Consider the following 18,824-nt stretch of genomic DNA (forward strand, 5'->3'; position numbering starts at 1 on the left):
GCCGAACACCGAGACGCCCTCCCGTGGTCGATCGACACCGACCTCTAGGCTCTATCGCATGGATCACGCGACGACCGTCACGATCACCGGCGCGGGTGGGCAGATCGGCTACGCCCTGCTGTTCCGCATCGCCGCCGGCGACATGCTGGGTGGTGACCGCCCCGTGCGGTTGCGCCTGCTCGAGATCCCGGCCGGCGTTCGCTCGGCCGAGGGGGCGGCGCTCGAACTGCAGGACTGCGCGTTCCCATTGCTGCGCGACGTGGAGGTGACGGATGACCCGGGTCGGGCGTTCGACGGCTGCAATATCGCGATGCTGGTCGGCGCACGCCCCCGGGGCCCGGGTATGGAACGCGGCGACCTGCTCGCTGCGAACGCGGGCATCTTCGGCCCCCAGGGCGCGGCGATCGGTGAGGGAGCGGCGGACGACGTGCGGGTCGTCGTGGTCGGCAACCCCGCGAACACGAACACTCTGATCGCGGCCTCGTCGGCCGGCGACATCCCGCCGGAAAGATTCACGGCGTTGACCCGCCTCGACCACGATCGCGCACTCGGACAGCTGGCCGCGGCGTTGGACGTTCCCGCTTCGGCTCTCCGCGACGTCACGATCTGGGGCAATCATTCGGCGACGCAGTTCCCGGATGTCTCGCATGCCACCGTGTCCGGACGCCCGGTCATCGACGCCCTCGCCGAACGCCTGGGCGCCGCCGAGGCGGCACGGGCCTGGCTCGACGACGTCTTCATCCCCCGGGTCGCGCGACGCGGGGCCGAGATCATCGAGGTGCGCGGCTCGTCGTCGGTCGCGAGCGCGGCCAACGCGGCGATCCGGCACGTCGGCGACTGGGTCAACGGGACGACCGCGGGCTGGACATCCGCCGCCCTCGTCTCGCGCGGCGAGTACGACGTGCCCGAGGGACTCGTCTGCTCGTTTCCCGTGACGGCCGCGGAGGGGTCGTGGCACGTCGTCGAGGGTCTCGCGCTCGACGAGCGTGCGCGAGCCCGGCTGTTCCACTCGGTGGCCGAACTCGAGGCCGAGCGCGACGCGGTTCGCAGCCTCGGGGCCCTGTAGAACGCCATGGATCTGATCCTGCTGGTCGCCGGCGGCATCGTCGCGATAGCGCTCGTGACGGCCCTCGCACCGCGCGTCGGCGTCGCAGGACCCCTCGCGCTGGTCGCGCTGGGCATCGTCGTCAGCTTTCTGCCCTTCGTCCCCGAGTTCGAAGTGGAGCCCGAGTGGATCCTGGCGGGCATCCTGCCCCCGCTGCTCTACTCGGCGGCGGTATCACTGCCCGCGGTGGAGTTCCGGCGCGATTTCGGGCTGATCGGCGGGCTCTCGGTCGGACTCGTTCTGATCTCGTCGCTCGTGCTGGGCGGCGTCTTCGCCCTCCTGGTGCCCGGGCTCGGGTTCGCGCTCGCGGTGGCCCTCGGGGCCATCCTCAGCCCCACGGACGCGGTGGCGACCTCGATCGTGCGCAAGCTCGGGATATCGCCGCGCATCGTGACGGTGCTCGAGGGCGAGAGCCTGCTCAACGACGCGACGGCGCTGGTGCTGCTCAGCTCGGCCCTCGCCGCCGTGACGGGATCCTTTTCGGTCTTCGACAGCGTGCTGGACTTCGGGTGGGCCGTGTTCTGGGCCGTCCTCGTCGGGGCCGTGGTCGGGTTCGTCAACCTGCGCGTTCGCGCCTGGGTCGCCAGCCCCACCGCGAACACCGCGCTGAGCTTCACCATCCCCTTCCTCGCCTACGTTCCCGCCGAGCACTTCGGTGGCTCGGGACTCGTCGCGGCGGTCGTGGCGGGGATCGTGACGGGCCAGGGATCCGCGCGCTGGTTCTCGGCCGAACAGCGCATGTCGGACACCCTCAACTGGAGGACGGTCGAGCTCGTGCTCGAGGGCGCCGTCTTCCTCATCATGGGGCTCGAGTTGTACGGGCTCGTCGTCGAGAGCGAGCAGAAGCACGAGGGCGTCTGGCACGCGATGACCCTCGCGTCGGTTGCGATCCTCGTGGTGCTCGCCGTCCGCATCGTCTACGTCGCGCCCCTCGTCTGGGCGCAGAGCCGGCGGGCACGCCGGATCTCGTCGGTACGCGGGCGCTTCGACGATTGGGACAAGGAGGTCACGGATGCCGCGGCATCCGATGCCCCGCCGGGCCATGGATCGCGCGGCATCAACGCGCGGGGCGTGAAGAATCCACGCCGGATGAACATCTTCCGCACGCGCATGACACGGGCGCGCGCGGACCTCGATTACTACGAGGCGTCCCCCCTGGGCTGGCGTCACGGCTCCCTGATCGTCTGGGCCGGCATGCGTGGCGCCGTGACCGTCGCCGCAGCGCAGACGCTGCCGCGCGACACCGACAGCCGCGCGACCCTCCTGCTCGTGGCGTTCTTCGTCGCCGCGGGGACCCTGTTGATCCAGGGCTCGACGCTGGGGTGGCTCGCTCGCCGGCTCGGGCTGGCGGGCACCGGCGGGGGGCCCTCGGATGAGGAACGTGACGGCCTCGAGGACGAACTCCGCACGGCCGCCGCGCAGGCGCTGGCTTCGGCGGATCTGCGCCGCGCGAGCGGAACGCCCTTCGACACCGACGTCGTCTCTCGGGTGAGAGCACGCATCCTGCAGCCGACCGAAGACGAGTCCAGCGCGCACGCAGTGGAGATGAGCGAGCTCAGACTCGAGATCATCCGCGCCATGCGTGAGCGCCTGTTGGAGCTCAGGCGCGACGGAACGTACAGCACCGCGGCGCTGCGCCGCTCGCTGGAGGCCCTCGACGCCGACGAACTCAGCATCCGGATGCGACTCGATGAGGGTGACGAATAGCGGGCTCGTGCTCGTGCACAATTGATCATGCGGGGACGGTAAGCAGGGAGCACCCATGAGCGAAACGATCGACAGTGTCGGCGACAGTCTCTCGCACGCGCCCTCGGCCGACGGCTCGGATGCCACGGCTCCCCTGAATCTTCCGCATCTCGCCGCGGAATGCCCGAAGTGCTTCACAGAGCTCCAGCGCGACCGCGACTGGTGGCTCGCTCGGCCCGCCGGCGCCCGGCTCGTCGGGCTCGTCGTCGCGCGGGAGGGAATGCCCTCGGTCACGGAGCAGCGCGACGAGCTCACCCGGTTCGGGGTCCCGATCGCGGGGTTCCGCCACCCCGCACCCGAGATCCTCGAGGGTTGGTCGGACCGACTCGCTCGTTTCTTCGCGACGCTGCAGCACGGCGATGTGCTCGTCGTCGCGAATGTGCACGCCCTCGGGCGCGACATCGACGAAGAGACACGCGCCGTCAGCGAGTTGCACGCCCGCGGTGTCGTCGTGAAGGTCCTCAGCCACGGCGGTCGGCACCTGTTCGACACGGGACGCTGACCGCGGCCGACCCCGGTCGGTGCCGGCCCGAGACATCAGTCCGCGACGTACGCCCGCAGGTGCTGGGCGGTCAGCGTGTCGCCGGACTCGACGAGATCGGCCGGTGAGCCCTCGAAGACGACCCGGCCGCCGTCGCGCCCCGCGCCCGGGCCCATGTCGATGATCCAGTCCGCGTGCGCCATGACGGCCTGGTGATGCTCGATCACGATGACCGAGTTGCCGGCGTCGACGAGACGATCGAGCAGGCCGAGCAGGTTGTCGACGTCGGCCAGGTGGAGGCCGGTCGTCGGCTCGTCGAGCACGTACACCGCGCCCTTCTTGGCCATGCTGATCGCGAGCTTGAGGCGCTGCCGCTCGCCGCCCGAGAGGGTGTTCAGGCGCTGCCCGAGCGTGATGTACGCCAACCCCACGTCGACCATCCGGGCGAGCGTCGTGTGTGCGGGCCCCGACGCGAAGAACTCGGATGCCTCGGCCGCCGACATCGACATGACCTCGTGGATGTTCTTGCCGTTCAGGCGGTACTCGAGCACCTCGTCCGAGAAGCCCTTGCCCTCGCACACCTCGCAGACGGTCTCGACCGTCGATGCGAACCCGAGCTCGGTGATGATGATGCCGAGGCCCTTGCAGACGGGGCAGGCGCCGGCCGAGTTGGCGCTGAACAGGGCGGGCTTGACGCCGTTCGCCTTCGCGAAGGCCGAGCGGATGCCGTCGAGCACGCCCGTGTACGTGGCCGGGTTGCTCCGACGCGAGCCGCGGATCGGGGCCTGATCGACGACGACCACGTCATCGAACGAGGGCAGGTGCCCGTGGATCAGCGACGACTTGCCCGACCCCGCGACCCCGGTCACGACGGTCAGGATGCCGAGCGGGACATCCACATCCACGTTCTGCAGGTTGTGCTGCGTCGCCCCGCGGATCTGCAGGGCGCTCTTCGATGCGCGCACCGACGATTTGAGGCGGGCGCGGTGGTCCAGGTGACGGCCCGTCAGCGTGTCCGAGGCACGCAGGCCCGGGACATCCCCGGTGTAGGTGATCCGGCCCCCGCTCCGCCCGGCGCCCGGACCGAGGTCCACGACGTGGTCGGCGATCGCGATCACCTCGGGCTTGTGCTCGACGACGAGCACCGTGTTGCCCTTATCGCGCAGGCGCAGCAGCAGATCGTTCATGCGCTCGATGTCGTGCGGGTGCAGGCCCGCGGTCGGCTCGTCGAACACGTAGGTGATGTCGGTCAGACTCGAGCCGAGGTGGCGGATCATCTTGGTGCGCTGCGCCTCGCCGCCCGAGAGCGTGCCGCTCGAGCGGTCGAGCGAGAGGTACCCGAGCCCGATCTCGACGAACGAGTCGACCAGGTGCCGGAGCCCCGCGAGAAGCGGCGCGACCTCGGGATCGTCGACGGTGCGCAGCCAGGCGGCGAGGTCCGTGATCTGCATGGCCGCGGCATCCGCGATGCTCACCCCGCCGATCTTCGACGACCGAGCGGCCTCGCTCAGCCGTGTTCCGTCACACGCGGGACAGGCCGTGAACTTGACCGCCCGGTCGACGAATGCCCGGATGTGCGGCTGCAGCGCGTCCCGGTCCTTCTGCAGGAAGCTCTTCGTGACCTTGGGTACGAGGCCCTCATAGGTCATGTTGAAGTCGCGCATCTTGACCTTGACGGGCTCTTTGTAGAGGAAGTCCTGGCGCTCCTGCTCGGTGTAGTCGCGGATCTTCTTGTCCGGGTCGAGAAAGCCCGACTCGGTGAAGATGCGAACCATCCAGCCGTCCACGCTGTATCCGGGGATGGTGAGGGCACCCTCGACGAGGGACTTGTCGGCGTCGAACAGCTCGTCCAGGTCGATGTCGCTCGCCTCGCCGAGCCCCTCGCAGCGCGGACACATCCCTCCCGTCACCGTGAACGATCGCGCCTCACGGGTGCCGTCGTCCTTCTTGATCACGCCCGAGCCGCTCACCGACGGAACGTTGAACGAGAAGGCCTGCGGCGAGCCGATGTGCGGCACTCCGAGACGGCTGAAGAGCATCCGCAGCATCGCGTGCGCGTCCGTCGCGGTGCCGACCGTGGAGCGGGCGTTCGCGCCCATCCGCTCCTGGTCGACGAGGATCGCGGGCGAGAGATTCTCGAGCGCGTCGACATCGGGACGGTCGGGCGCGGCCATGAACTGCTGGATGAACGTCGAGTACGTCTCGTTGATCAGCCGCTGCGATTCGGCGGCGATCGTGCCGAAGACGAGCGATGACTTGCCCGACCCGCTCACCCCCGTGAAGACCGTCAATCGCCTCTTCGGAATCTCGAGGGAGACGTCCTTCAGATTGTTCTCGCGCGCGCCGATGACCCGAATGACCTCGTGCGCGTCCGCGATGTGCCCTGCCGACCGATCGACCATCTGTGCCCCCCTTGCTCGGGGTCCAGTGTGCCGCACTCCGCGGTCGCCATGTGTCCGCGGTGTGCTCGGTGCTCAGACCCGGGGGTCTTCGGGGGCGCTGGTCTCGCTGCGCGTGATGCGCTCACCCGAGACCGGGTCGACACCGCTTCGGGTGGTCGAGGCGACGCTACGACGGCGTGCCAGCAGCGCGATGCCGATGATCGTGATGATCACGCCCGCGCCCATCAGGATGTAACCCACGGTCTTGATGTCGATCCAGCCCAGGTCGACGTTGAGCGCGAAGGCGCAGATCGCGCCGACCGCGAAGAGGAAGATGCCGAATCCGATGCTCATTGGGGTGCCTGCTTTCGCCGATTCTCGGCACCGCCGAACGGCGTGCCGCGCACGACCATACGCATGCCGAAGACCGGGCGCGATGGGTTGCGCCCGGTCTTCGGCATGCGATAAAGACTCAGGCGCGCGCGGGAGTCGTCGCCTTCTTCTCGGGCACGGGAGCCGATCCGGATGCCTCGAGATTCGCGTAGTACGCCCGCGCCTCGTCCTGTCGGACCTTCTCGGCGCCCGTCGCGATCGGCGCGCGCACGTGCTCGGGAGCGAACCCGAAGGCTTCGACGAGGTCGAGTGCATGGGGCCGCAGCCGCACGCACAGGCGGTCGATGTAGCTCGACACCGCCCCGGCACGCTGCGTCGAGAGACGTCCGTTGATCAGGTACCAAGCCAGGTGCTTCTCGATCACGCTGAGGCCGAAGAGATCGCGCAGCCACGTCAGCACCTGACGGCTTCCGTCGTCCGTCACGCGCGCCAGGGCATCCGTGAACGCCTCCCACTGCAGCAGTTCGCCATGAGCGCGGGCCGCCTCGATCAGCTCGGACTGGTTGGCGTTGAAGAGTGCCGCGGCTTCGTCGCGCGGCAGCTTCGCGGCGGGGCGCAGGCGTCCGGCGATGTCTGCCACCATCTGCTGCACGCGTCCGGCGAGCAGCTCGTGCTGCTGGTCGGCGCGCAGGCCTCGCTCGACAGCTCGTGCCGTCGAGCCGAAGTCCGTGACGGCCTGACCGAGCTGACGAAGACCCGCACCGTGGAAGACCTTGCCCGCGGTCTGCCCGACGGCGAAGGCAGCGAGGGCCCGCGCATCCTTGTCCTTGAACTGGCGCCCGTAGTCGGTCAGCAGGCGCTTGCCGACGAGCTGCAGCAGCACGTTGTTGTCACCCTCGAACGTGGCGAAGATGTCGAGGTCGGCGCGCAGGCCCACCAGGCGGTTCTCGAACAGGAAACCGTTGCCCCCGCATGCCTCGCGCGCCTCCTGCAGCGTGTCGAGGGCGTGCCACGTCGACAGCGGCTTGAGCGCCGCCGCGAGGGTTTCGAGATCCTCGCGGTCGGCGTCGGTGTCGGCCACACCGCTGAAGACGGCGTCGAACTTCTGCAGGAACTCGTCGTGCGCGAAGAGGCCCGCGTAGGTCGTCGCCAGACGCGGGAGCAGGCGACGCTGGTGCCGGCCGTAGTCCATCAGCACGACCTCTTCCGAGCCCGTACCGGAGTCGAACTGGCGACGCTGCGTGGCGTACGTGATCGCGATGTTCAGACCGAGAGCCGAGGCCCACATCGCGGAGCCGTCGAGCGAGACGCGCCCCTGGACGAGGGTGCCGAGCATCGTGAAGAAACGGCGCCCGGGGCTGGAGATGTCGCTCGAGTAGGTGCCATCCGCGGCGACGTCGCCGTACTTGTTGAGCAGATTGGTGCGGGGCACGCGCACGCCGTCGAAGTGCAGGCGACCGTTGTCGATGCCGTTCAGCCCGCCCTTGAGGCCGTCGTCCTCGCCCCCGATGCCCGGCAGGAAGGCGCCGTTCTCGTCGCGGAGCGGAACGTAGAAGCAGTGCACGCCATGGTTGACGCCGTTCGTGATGAGTTGCGCGAACACCGTTGCCGCGATGCCGTGCAGCGCGGCGTTGCCGAGGTAGTCCTTCCACGCGCCGCGGAACGGCGTCTGGATGACGAACTCCTCGGTCTCGGGGTCGTACGTCGCTGTCGTACCGATGGCCGCGACATCCGATCCGTGACCCGTTTCCGTCATCGCGAAGGCGCCGGGGATCTCGAGGCTCATGATGCCGGGCAGCCACTTGTCGTGGTGCTCTTTCGTGCCGAGTTGCAGCACCGCCGAACCGAACAGGCCCCATTGGACGCCCGCCTTGATCTGCAGGCTCGGATCGGCCGTGACGAGTTCTTCGAAGCCCGCGATGTTCGATCCGTTGTTCTCTTCGCCGCCGTACGCCTTCGGGAAGGCGCGGTGCACGCCGCCCTGCTCGACGAGCAGATGCAACTGCCCGAGCACCCGCGCGCGGTGCTCGTCCATCGCGAGTGAGTCGTCACGCCAGAGTTCGGGATTCTTCGTCATCTCGCGCGCGACGCGGCGGGTGTCGGCCCACGTGCCGAGCAGCAGGTCTGTCACATGCTCGATATCGATGCGCGGATCGGACGCCTCGGCGGCGCTGTTGGGCGCGTGAGCCGCACCACCCGCGGGGGTGCGCTTGTCGCTCGAGGGCTTGGGGGAGCGAACGGCGGTGTCAGCCATGACTGTCCTCTCGACAGGGAAAACTTGAGGTCTGTCGTTATCGTAGGACTGCGACAACGATGACCCAACAAGGCTGTACGTAAGCACCAAGAGCGCGCGGCCCCGTCCCGCCGGCCGATTGTCGCCTCCCCACACAAGTGGGCGACGGGCGGGCTCCGCGCTCCACCTCCGGGCGACCCGTGGATGCCACTCCCCGCACTCGGGGGGACGCGCGAGTCCCGCTTCCCCCGCACTTGGGGCGTGGGAATTACCGCGGGGCGCCGGATCCCACGCCCCGCGGTGATTCTGACGCCCCAAGTGCGCGGCCACGTCCGCGGGCCGATTGTCGCCTCCCCACACAAGTGGGCGACGGGCGGGCTCCGCGGCCCACACTCGGGGCGACCCCGGGCTCCACTCCCCGCCTCCGGGCGACCCACGGATGCCACTCCCCGCACTCGGGGCGACCCTGGGCTCCGCTCCGCGCCTTGGGACGACCCGCGAGTCCCCGCTTCCCCGCACTTGGGGCGTGGGAATCACCGCGGGGCGCCGGACCCCACGCCCCGCGGTGATTCTGACGCCCCAAGACGAGCGGGTGGTCGACGAGGGGTGCTCGACGAGCGGGTGCTCGACGAAGGGGTGGGACGCGCATAACGCGAGCGGACGAGAGGTACGCCCTGTGCGCCGGGTGGTCATCGGCTCCCCACACACGTGGTCAGGCGGAGGCGATCACCGCGAGCACGGCCTCGCCGTACGCCTCGCGCTTCTTGGCGCCGATGCCCGTGATGCCGTCGAGTTCCGCCGCAGACGAGGGGCGGTGCTCCGCGAGGGCGCGCAGGGTCGCGTCACCGAAAACGATGTACGCCGGCATGCCCAGCTCGCGCGCGGTCTCGGCGCGCCACGCCCGAAGCGCCTCGAACAGCGGCTGGTCCGCGGCATCCACGTCAGCCGAAGCCGCCGCACGACGCGAGCGCGAGGCGCCACCGCCGCCTCCCGTCCGCCCGAGCACATCGCGACGCAAGGGAACGGGAGCTTCGCCGCGCAGCACCGCGCCGGCCGGTTCGCCGAGAGCCAGGGTGCCGTACTCGCCCTGCGCCACCAGGATTCCGCGAGCCAAGAGCTGCCGGATGACGCTCCGCCAGTCCTGGTCACTGAGTTCGGACCCGAGGCCGTAGGTGGAGAGCTTGTCGTGTCCCTGCTGACGAATGCGGTCTGTCGACGCCCCGCGGAGGATGTCGACGAGATGGCCCGCGCCGAACGCCTGACCCCGCTCGCGCTGCAGGCGAACGATGGTCGACAGCAGCTTCTGCGCGGCGACCAGCCCGTCCCAGGTCTCCGGGGGCGTCAGACACGTGTCGCAGTTGCCGCACGGACCGGATGCCTCACCGAAATATCCGAGCAGGTTCTGCCTACGGCATCCGACCGTCTCGCAGAGTGCCAGCATCGCGTCGAGGTGCTGACCCAGCCGCGTCTTGTACGACCGGTCGCCGGGGCTCTGGTCGATCATGCGGCGCTGCTGCACCACGTCACCGAGGCCGTAGACCATCCAGGCGACGGATGGCTCGCCATCGCGGCCCGCACGCCCCGTCTCCTGGTAGTAGCCCTCGACGGACTTCGGCAGGTCGACGTGGGCGACGAAGCGCACATCGGGCTTGTCGATCCCCATCCCGAAGGCGATCGTGGCGACCATGACGACGCCGTCTTCGCGAAGGAAGCGCGATTGGTGTGTCGCGCGCGTCGAGGCATCGAGACCCGCGTGATACGGCAGCGCATTGATTCCCTGCGTGCGAAGGTATGCCGCGGTCTGGTCGACACTCTTCCTGCTGAGGGCGTAGACGATCCCGGCAGCACCCTCGGGCTGCGAACGGATGAACGCCAGCAACTGCTTGCGCGGCTCGACCTTGGGTTCGACGCGGTACTGGATGTTCGGACGGTCGAAGCTCGCGACGAAGTGCCGAGCCTCGGGCAGACGCAGCCGCTCGCCGATCTCGGCGTGCGTGGCCGGAGTTGCCGTCGCGGTCAGCGCGAGGCGGGGAACACCGGGAAAACGCTCGGCCAGGTCGCCGAGCCCGAGGTAGTCGGGCCGGAAGTCGTGCCCCCACTGCGAGACGCAGTGCGCCTCGTCGATCGCGATGACGCTGAGCTTGCCGCCCTCGAGGAGGCGCGCGGTGGATGAGGTGTTGAGGCGCTCGGGCGCGACATAGAGCATGTCCAGCTCGCCCGCGAGGTAGGCCCGCTCGACCTGGGCGCGCTCGTCGGGCGCCTGCGTCGAGTTGAGGTACGCGGCCCGGACACCGTTGGCACGGAGAGCATCGACCTGGTCGTGCATGAGCGCGATGAGGGGCGAGACGACGAGCCCTGTGCCCTCACGCACGAGCGCCGGCACCTGGTAGCAGACGCTCTTGCCGGCGCCCGTGGGCATCAGGACGATCGCGTCCCCGCCCGCGACGACGTGCTGGATGACCTCGGCCTGATCGCCGCGGAAGGCGTCGTAGCCGTACACGGTGCGGAGGGCGTCGAGCGGAGTGGTGTACCCGGATGCGGCAGCGCGGCGCTCTCGCGGAGGATCGGTCGTCGCTGCGGCCGGGCGGTTGGAGCCGGTGGCGAGCGGCGTCGAGGCGGCCCAGTCGGGCGGGGGTGCGCCCGTGTCGGGCGGCGGCACCCAGTCGTCGGGTTCGGGGGCCCAGTCATCCGGTGGTGGTTCGTCCCACGCACCGGCCCACGCGTCTCCCGCGGCGGTCGGGTCAGCGGGGGCGGGGGGCACCTGTCGAGTGTAACGAGCGCCCCCGACGCTGAGGCCGACGTTCTCCCCAGCCCGGGGGATGTCCCACTTTCCAGCACTATCAGGCGCCCACACCGAGGAGAAGTGGGACAACAACCGGGGAAAGTGGGACAACAACCAGGGATGTGGGACATCAGCGTCCTGCGCGGACACCGGGCTCAGCGAGTGACACGTCGGGGCACCGAGGCGAAGGGCTCGGGGGGCTCGAAGTCAGAGGCGGAGGACCTCGTCGACGTGAAGCACCGCGGCGCCCTCCTCGTCGGATGCCTCGAGGTCCACCGTCGCGCGGATGCGCCAGTCGTGGTTCCCGTCAGGGTCGTCCACGGTCTGCTCGACACGCCATATTCCGTCCGCGGCATCCGTATCGTCGATCGTGACGAGGCCGGGCGAGCGTGCCGGCCCACCCGTGAGGATCTCGTCGTGCTCATCGAAGTACGCATCGAGCGCCTCGGGCCATCCGGCGTCGGGATCGAGTTCGACGAGCTCGTCGTCGTGCTGCAGGGCGGCGAGCCGGATGCGCAGTTCGACGAGCTCGTCGTCGTGCTGCAGGGCGGCGAGCCGGATGCGCCGAAAGAGCTCGTTGCGCACGAGCACCGTGAAAGCGCGCCGGTTGCGCACGAGCGAGGGCGGCGGCGGGGGCACGACGGGCGCGGACGGGTCCGTCACCGGGTTGATCAGGCTCTCCCACTCGTCGACGAGGCTCGAGTCGACCTGGCGGACGAGTTCGCCGAGCCACGCCACGACGTCGAGCAGGTCGTCGGTCTGCGCCTCGATCGGGACGGTCTGCCGGATCGCACGGTAGGCATCGCTGAGGTAGCGCAAGACGAGGCCCTCGCTGCGACCGAGTTGATAGAGCGAGACGAACTCGCCGAACGAGAGCGCGCGCTCGTACATGTCGCGGACGACGGACTTGGGCGAGAGCTCGAAGTCGCGGATCCACGGCTGGCTCGACGCGAACACCTCGTACGCCTGGGCGAGCAGTTCGGCCAGGGGCTGCGGGTGGGTGACCTCCTCGAGGGCCGCCATGCGGTCGTCGTACTCCATGCCCTCGCGTTTCATCGCGGCGACCGCCTCGCCGCGCGCGCGGAACTGCTGCTGCGACAGAACGGGTCGCGGGTCGTCGAGCGTCGCCTCGATGACGCTCAGCACATCGAGCGCGTAGTGGCCCGTGCCCGCGGCGCCCGGACCGTCGTCCCGGTCCAGCAGCTCGATCGCGGCGAGCGCGAACGGCGAGAGCGGCTGGTTGAGCGCGAAGTTGGGCTGCAGGTCGACGGTCAGACGGATGCTGCCACCCGGCGCCAGCTCGACGATGCCCGCCTGGCGGAGCGTGCGGAAGATCGCCAGCGCCCGCCGGGCGAGCGCGAATCGCCGCGCGAAAGGCTCGTGGTTGTCGAAGACGAGCGATCGGACGTTGGCGAAGACGTCGCCCCCGCGCGCGATGACGTTGATGAGCATCGCGGCCGTGAGCTGCATCTGCGGCGCGAGAGGCTCGGGTTCGGCCACGACGAGCTTGTCGAACGAGGCCTCGCCCCACGACACGAACCCCTGCGGCGCCTTCTTGCGGACGATGTTCTTCGCTTTGGACGAGGGGTTCTGCGCCTGCTTGGCCGCGGCCTTGCGCAGAGCCGCCTCGTTTTCGATCTCGTGCTCGGGCGCCATCACGACGACCGTCCCGGCGGTGTCGTACCCCGCGCGGCCGGCACGGCCGGCGATCTGGTGGAATTCGCGGGCGCTGAGCTGACGCATCCGCTGCCCGTCGTACTTCGACAGCGCCGTGATCAGCACCGTCCGGATCGGGACGTTGATTCCGACGCCCAAGGTGTCGGTGCCGCAGATGACCCGCAGCAGCCCGCGCTGGGCCAGGGTCTCGACGAGCCGGCGGTAGCGCGGCAGCATGCCGGCGTGGTGCACGCCGATCCCCGCGCGCACGAGACGCGAGAGGGTCTTGCCGAAGCCCGTCGTGAAGCGGAATCCGCCTATCGCGTCGGCGATCTCGTCGCGCTGGGCGCGCGAGACGATCTTGACGCTCGAGAGCGCCTGCGCCCGCTCCATCGCCGCGGCCTGCGAGAAGTGGACGACGTAGATCGGCGCCTGCTTCGTCTCGAGCAGCTCTTCGACGGCCTCGTGGATCTGGTCCTTCGAGTACGAGAAGTGCAGCGGTACCGGCCGCTCGACACCTGTCACCAGCGCGACCGGCCGCCCCGTGCGGCGCTCGAGGTCCTCGGCGATCGGCGTCACGTCGCCGAGCGTGGCGGACATCAGCAGGAACTGCGCGCGGGGGAGCAGCAGCAGCGGCACTTGCCAGGCCCACCCGCGGTCGGGATCACCGTAGTAGTGGAACTCGTCCATCACGACCTGGTCGACGGATGCGTCGGCGCCCTGGCGTAACGCGAGGTTTGCGAGGATCTCGGCCGTGCAGCAGATGATCGGAGCATCCGGATTGACCGACGAGTCCCCCGTCACCATGCCCACGTTGGACGCGCCGAAGATCTCGACGAGCGCGAAGAATTTCTCACTCACGAGCGCCTTGATCGGCGCGGTGTAATACGTGCGTCCGCCACGAGCAAGGCATGCCGCGTGAGCCGCGACCGCGACGAGCGATTTGCCCGTGCCCGTGGGCGTCGACAGGATCACGTGCGCGCCCGAGACGAGTTCGATTATCGCCTCGTCCTGCGCCGGGTAGAGGCCGAGGCCGCGCTCGGACGCCCAGTCGACGAATGCATCGTAGATCTCGTCCGCGCTGGCATGCGCGTTCGCGTCCGCGCTCGGGGGCATCCGCGCGAGAAGGTCCATCCGTCGAGTCTTCCCCATGCGGCGAGAGAACCGGACCGAATGCCCTTTCATGCGCCGTCTACCCCGTGGCGGAACACCGGGTCCGGCGCATACGTTGGAGAAACCGAGGGAAGGAATTCCATGAGCCACGACGGCAGCGCTATGAACGAGTCCCCGGCCGCCCCGACGGTCATCCGCAACGAAGAACGCAGCCGCTACGAACTGAAGGATGGCGACGCGGTCGCCGGGTTCGCCGTGTTCGAAGTCAGCGAGGGCGGGCGCATCGCGTTCACCCACACCGAGGTCGACAAGGCCTTCCGCGGTCGCGGCTTCGGCGACATCATCGCCTCCGAGGCACTCTCGGACGCAGCACGCCGCGGCGAGATCATCGTCCCGCTCTGCCCCTTCATCGCCAGCTATCTGAAGGACCATGAGGTCCCGGGCGGCATCGTCGACTGGCCGGAGGAATCCGACGCTCAGGAGTCCGCAACGACGGGCGAGTCTGCGGGATGACCCGGCTGGACGCCGCCGGCGCCGAGGATGTGCAGCACGCATCCGACTGCGACGGCCCGCGTGCGCTCCGCCTCGAGGCACGCGACGTGCCCCTGGGCGGGGTTCGGGCCATGGAGGTGCGTCGCATCCTGCCGCACCGCGAGTTGCCGATGGTCGGCGCCTGGTGCTTCCTCGATCGCTTCGGCCCGCAGGACGCGCTCATGCGCGTCGAACCGCACCCGCACATCGGCCTGCAGACGGTGACGTGGCCCTTCGTCGGCGAGGTGCGCCACCGCGACAGCGTCGACAGCGACGTGGTCGTCACGCGGGGCGAACTCAATCTGATGACGAGCGGCGCGGGGATCTCGCACTCCGAGTACTCGGTCGGCGACGGACCGATCCCGCTCGATGCCCTGCAGCTGTGGATCGCCCTGCCCGACGCCCGCCGCCACGGCGCACCCGCCTTCGAACGGCACACTGACCTCCCGACACTCGGGTTGACCGCGCCCGACGGCACCCCCAGCGGCACCGCAACGGTCGTGATGGGAGAGCTCGGCGGCACCACCTCTCCGGCGAGCGCCTTCACACCGCTCGTCGGCGCCGAGATCGCCATTGCGACGGGATCGACAGTTCGCATCCCGCTCCGGCGCGACTGGGAGTACGCGCTCGTGGGCGCATTCGGCACGGCCCGCGTCGACACGACTCCGATCAACACGGCTCCATTCAACACCGGGACGGATGCGTCGGCCCCGCCCTCCGCCGACCACCACGACGCACCGCTCGGCCCCCACGAGCTGCTGTATCTCGGCCTCGACCGCGACCACGTCGATGTGACCGCGAGCGAGGCCGCGACCCTGTTCCTGATCGGCGGCGAGCCGTTCGAATCCGATCTGGTCATGTGGTGGAACTTCGTCGGGCGCAGCCACGACGAGATCGTCGAAGCCCGGGACGCGTGGGAGGCGGGCTCCGCTCGCTTCGGTCATGTCGTCGATCACGGCGACGAGCGCGTCCCGGCGCCGCCGCTGCCCGCCGTGCGACTGACCCCGCGGCGCAGACGCGCCTGATTCATCCGCGGGGCACGTTTATGTCCGGCGCACGCGTCGCCCGCGTGGCCCCGCCGGGCGATAACCTGACGGGGTGCGGACCCGAAGCCCCCTGACCACGCGCGTGCTGCTCACGTGCGCGGCGATCGGCGTCGCAACGGGTCTGGTCGGCGCGGTGGCCGGATGGCTCACGCCGGTCGTGATCATCGCGACAGCTGGCGTCGCCTACGGCCTGGTGCTGGGCTCGCACGTCCTGGCCGGAATCATCGCGCAGGAACTCCTGCGCATGCCCTTCGTCGCGCTGCTCACTCATCTGATCGCGGCGCTCGTCGCGAGCGCATTCAACCCCGCGTGGGCTCCGCGTTTTCTCGGCACGGCTCTGCTGTTCGGCCTCATCCAAGAGGGCGTGGCGGCCCTGACCCGCTATCGGGCGTGGGGCGCGTGGCGCTTCTTCGTCTCGGCGGCGATCATCGGGATCATCATCGCGGTCGTCGTCGGCTTCGTGGTCCCCCTCGAACAGCTCGCTCCGTGGGCGCGCGTCCTCTACATCGCCCTCTCGATCCTGGGACCCATCGCCTGGACCGCCGTCGGACTGGGCATCGGCGCCGCCCTGCGTCGCGCGGGCGTCGCGCGCGTCCCGCGCTGAAACGGTCGGCGCCACGCGCGTCCCCCCGTGAGAGCGTTCGTTGCCGGGCAAGGTAAGGCTCAGCTAAATTGGGGTATGAATCAGGGCGTTCCCGATTCGCTGGGTTCCGACCCGAGGACTCCGTGACCACACCCCACGACACCCCTCCCGCGCAGCTTCGTCCCGCGGGCGTCTCGGTGACCGCGGCGGGCCTCTCCGTCCGATACCCGGGTGCGGAGCACGCGGCGCCCGACGGTGTCTCGTTCTCGATCGGCGTCGGCGAGGTGGTCCTCGTTCTGGGTCCGAGCGGATCCGGTAAGTCGACCCTGACGCTCACCCTGAACGGCCTGATCCCCCACGCGATTCCCGCGGATGTCGTGGGCAGCGTGCGCATCGGCGGACGGGACGCCGCAGGGGCAACGGTCGCCGAGCTGAGCACCGACGTCGCCATGGTCTTCCAAGACCCGGATGCGCAGATCGTCACATCGACCGTCTTGGACGAGGTGGCTTTCGGTCCCGAAAACCTCGCCCTCCCGGTTGACGAGGTCCTCGCGCGAGCCGAGGCATCCCTGCGTCGCGTCGGCCTGTGGGAACGACGTGACGACAACCCCGACCGCCTGTCGGGCGGCGGTCGGCAGCGACTCGCGATCGCGTCCGCGCTCGCCATGGGTTCGGGCCTCGTCGTTCTGGACGAGCCCACGGCGAATCTCGACCCGCGGGGGATCGACGATGTCGCTGCGGCTCTCGCCGACGTCGTGGCTGTGGGCGATCGTTCGATCGTGATGGTCGAGCACAACCTGGACGCCATCATCGAGCTCGTCACCCGTGTGATCGCGCTCGATGCGAACGGGCGCCTCGTCGCGGACGGGCCCACGGATGACGTGCTGCGCGGACGCGCCGCCGAGCTGAGCGGGCTCGGCGTGTGGCTGCCGGTGTCCACGCTCGCGGCGCTCCGGCTGCGCTCGGCGGGCTATGCGATCGACCCTCTCCCCCTCACCGCGGCCGAGCTGCGCGCAGCCCTCGAGAGCGCCCCCCGGCCCGGGGCGGATCAGGCACGGCCGCATGTCACGCGAACGGATGCTCCGGGCCCGGCGCCGTACGACGCGAAGATCTCCCCACCCGAGCCGATCATCCGCGTCCGCGACCTTTCGGTGCGGCGGGGACGAACCCCGGTGCTGCACGACATCGACCTCGACGTGCACGCCGGCGAGTTCCTCGCGGTCGTCGGGCCGAACGGCGCGGGAAAGACGACGCTGGTGCAGGCGATCGCGGGAGTCGTTCCGCCGCCCCGTGGACGCGTCTTCGTGGACGGCGTCGACCCGGCACGCGCGGATGTCGCGGCGCTGACCGCACGGATCGGCTTCGTCTTCCAGAATCCCGAGCACCAGTTCATCACGAACACCGTCTTCGACGAGCTCGCGCAGGGACTCCGCCTGCGCGGCACGGGCGAGGCCGAGATCCAGGCGCGGGTCGCGGACATGCTCGAGCGTTTCGGGTTGACCGGACGCGAGGCATCCCATCCCTTCCTGCTCTCGGGCGGGCAGAAGCGGCGGCTCTCGGTGGGCACGGCGCTGATCGCCGGCGCGCCGGTGCTCGCGCTCGACGAGCCGACGTTCGGCCAGGACCGCGCGCGCGCCGATGAACTGCTCGGGATCCTCGCGGGGCTGAACGCGCAGGGTACGACGGTCATCGTCGTGACGCACGACATGCAGCTCGTGACCGAGTACGCCACGCACACCGCGGTCGTCGCCGAGGGGCGACTGCTGGCGCACGCGCCGACCGCGGAGGTCTTCGCGGATGGTGAGCTGCTGCGGTCCGCGGGACTGCGCCGGCCTCCGTTGGCGTCTGCGCTGGCCGACCTGCCGACGCATCCGGAACTCTCGGGCATCGTGCGGATGGCCGACCTGCCGGGGGCGCTCCCCGCGGATTCGGGCCATGTCCGTGGAGAAGAGGCGCGAACACGACCCGGATCGACCGAGGGGGTCGCGCGATGACCGCCGCCACGCCGGTGCGCGCACGCGGGAACGACCCCGACGACGTCCGCCACCTCGACCGCGCCCCGCGCGAGCGCTTTCTCTACGCTCTGAATCCCCTCGCCAAGATCGCCGCACCCGTGCCGGCGATGCTCGCGCTGCTCGCGGTGCGGGACCTGCAGACGCCGACCGCGTTCCTCGTGCTCGCGTACGCCGTCATCTTCGTGGGGGCGCGCCTGTCGGCCAGGATGCTGGCCGTCCTGCTGCTGGCCGTGCCTGCGTCCCTGATCGTCATCGGCATCGCCTTCTCGCTGTGGACGGATGCCTCGCGCATCTCGCACGACGTCGTCGTCCTGCAGATCGGGTCCTGGACCCTCTACGGCGAGGCGCTCGAGGTCGGCTTCGCGACCGCGCTGCGACTCGGGGCGATTCTGACACTGGCCCTGGTCGGCGGGCTGACGACGACGGGCGCCGACCTGACCCGCTCGATGATCCAACAGCTGCGCGTGCCCTACCGTGTCGGATACACCGCTCTCGCGGCGTTCCGTTTCGTGCCGCGCTTCGGGTACGAGCTCGAGGTGATCCGTGCGGCGCACCGCGTTCGCGGCGCTTCGCACGGTCGCGGCCCGATCGCCGTGGTGCGCCGCCGGATGGGGTATGTCGTACCGCTGCTCGCCGGAGCCATCCGGCATGCGGAGCGCGTCGCGCTGTCGATGGATTCGCGGGCGTTCGGCGCATACCCCCGCCGCACCGAGAGGTACCGCATACCGTTCCGGGCGCGCGACGTCGTGTTCATCGCGCTGTTCTGGAGCGCGACCGCGGCGATCTTCCTGACTCTCCGCCCCTGGGCGTGACCCCCCG

General features: G+C 69.8%; 13 protein-coding genes. 8 read left to right on the plus strand and 5 right to left on the minus strand.

What is annotated here, in order from left to right; all coding sequences use genetic code 11:
- Window positions 1–58 precede the first annotated feature (58 nt).
- The 3 genes from CGU35_RS15600 to CGU35_RS15610 are packed head-to-tail and all read left to right on the plus strand — an operon-like array spanning window position 59 to window position 3,353.
- Entirely contained in the window at window positions 59–1,066 is a 1,008-nt protein-coding gene (locus tag CGU35_RS15600; protein ID WP_100812385.1) for a malate dehydrogenase, read from the plus strand.
- 6 nt (window positions 1,067–1,072) lie between these two features.
- Window positions 1,073–2,812, plus strand: coding sequence for a cation:proton antiporter (locus CGU35_RS15605; RefSeq protein ID WP_100812386.1), 1,740 nt, complete (start codon window positions 1,073–1,075; stop codon window positions 2,810–2,812).
- Between the two features lie 55 nt (window positions 2,813–2,867).
- Window positions 2,868–3,353 carry a recombinase family protein gene (locus tag CGU35_RS15610; RefSeq protein ID WP_146048066.1) on the plus strand — a complete coding sequence of 162 codons (486 nt, stop codon included), beginning with the start codon at window positions 2,868–2,870 and terminating at the stop codon, window positions 3,351–3,353.
- Window positions 3,354–3,388: 35 nt separating this feature from the next.
- Here the strand turns inward: CGU35_RS15610 and CGU35_RS15615 are convergent, their stop codons facing one another.
- The 5 genes from CGU35_RS15615 to CGU35_RS15635 form a co-directional block, all read right to left on the minus strand.
- The gene (locus tag CGU35_RS15615; RefSeq protein WP_100812387.1) at window positions 3,389–5,734 is read right to left on the minus strand and encodes an ATP-binding cassette domain-containing protein; all 2,346 of its coding nucleotides are present in this window, start codon (window positions 5,732–5,734) and stop codon (window positions 3,389–3,391) included.
- A 72-nt stretch (window positions 5,735–5,806) separates the two neighbouring features.
- Window positions 5,807–6,067: a DUF6458 family protein gene (locus tag CGU35_RS15620; RefSeq protein ID WP_100812388.1), complete on the minus strand. Its 261-nt coding sequence runs from the start codon at window positions 6,065–6,067 to the stop codon at window positions 5,807–5,809.
- A 118-nt stretch (window positions 6,068–6,185) separates the two neighbouring features.
- Window positions 6,186–8,300: an acyl-CoA dehydrogenase family protein gene (locus tag CGU35_RS15625; protein WP_100812389.1), complete on the minus strand. Its 2,115-nt coding sequence runs from the start codon at window positions 8,298–8,300 to the stop codon at window positions 6,186–6,188.
- A gap of 691 nt (window positions 8,301–8,991) precedes the next feature.
- Window positions 8,992–11,040 carry a DNA helicase RecQ gene (recQ, locus tag CGU35_RS15630; protein WP_232711348.1) on the minus strand — a complete coding sequence of 683 codons (2,049 nt, stop codon included), beginning with the start codon at window positions 11,038–11,040 and terminating at the stop codon, window positions 8,992–8,994.
- Between the two features lie 228 nt (window positions 11,041–11,268).
- Entirely contained in the window at window positions 11,269–13,851 is a 2,583-nt protein-coding gene (locus tag CGU35_RS15635) for a DEAD/DEAH box helicase (RefSeq protein WP_100812390.1), read from the minus strand.
- A 120-nt stretch (window positions 13,852–13,971) separates the two neighbouring features.
- Between CGU35_RS15635 and CGU35_RS15640 the strand changes: the two genes are divergently transcribed.
- From CGU35_RS15640 to CGU35_RS15660, 5 genes are all read left to right on the plus strand, one after another.
- On the plus strand, window positions 13,972–14,343 hold the full coding sequence (locus CGU35_RS15640) for a GNAT family N-acetyltransferase (RefSeq protein WP_232711349.1): 372 nt from the start codon (window positions 13,972–13,974) through the stop codon (window positions 14,341–14,343).
- Window positions 14,340–15,386, plus strand: a complete 1,047-nt coding sequence (locus CGU35_RS15645; protein WP_100812392.1) for a pirin family protein — start codon at window positions 14,340–14,342, stop codon at window positions 15,384–15,386. Before CGU35_RS15640 ends, CGU35_RS15645 begins: the two co-directional genes overlap by 4 nt.
- A gap of 73 nt (window positions 15,387–15,459) precedes the next feature.
- Entirely contained in the window at window positions 15,460–16,011 is a 552-nt protein-coding gene (locus CGU35_RS15650) for an ECF transporter S component (RefSeq protein WP_100812393.1), read from the plus strand.
- A gap of 122 nt (window positions 16,012–16,133) precedes the next feature.
- A complete protein-coding gene (locus tag CGU35_RS15655) occupies window positions 16,134–17,984 on the plus strand; it encodes an ABC transporter ATP-binding protein (protein WP_198519617.1) in 1,851 nt (616 codons plus the stop codon).
- Window positions 17,981–18,817, plus strand: a complete 837-nt coding sequence (locus CGU35_RS15660; RefSeq protein WP_100812394.1) for an energy-coupling factor transporter transmembrane component T — start codon at window positions 17,981–17,983, stop codon at window positions 18,815–18,817. Before CGU35_RS15655 ends, CGU35_RS15660 begins: the two co-directional genes overlap by 4 nt.
- Window positions 18,818–18,824: the final 7 nt, after the last annotated feature.

The organism is Microbacterium sp. BR1, assembly GCF_002812725.1.
Classification (GTDB): Bacteria; Actinomycetota; Actinomycetes; order Actinomycetales; family Microbacteriaceae; genus Microbacterium.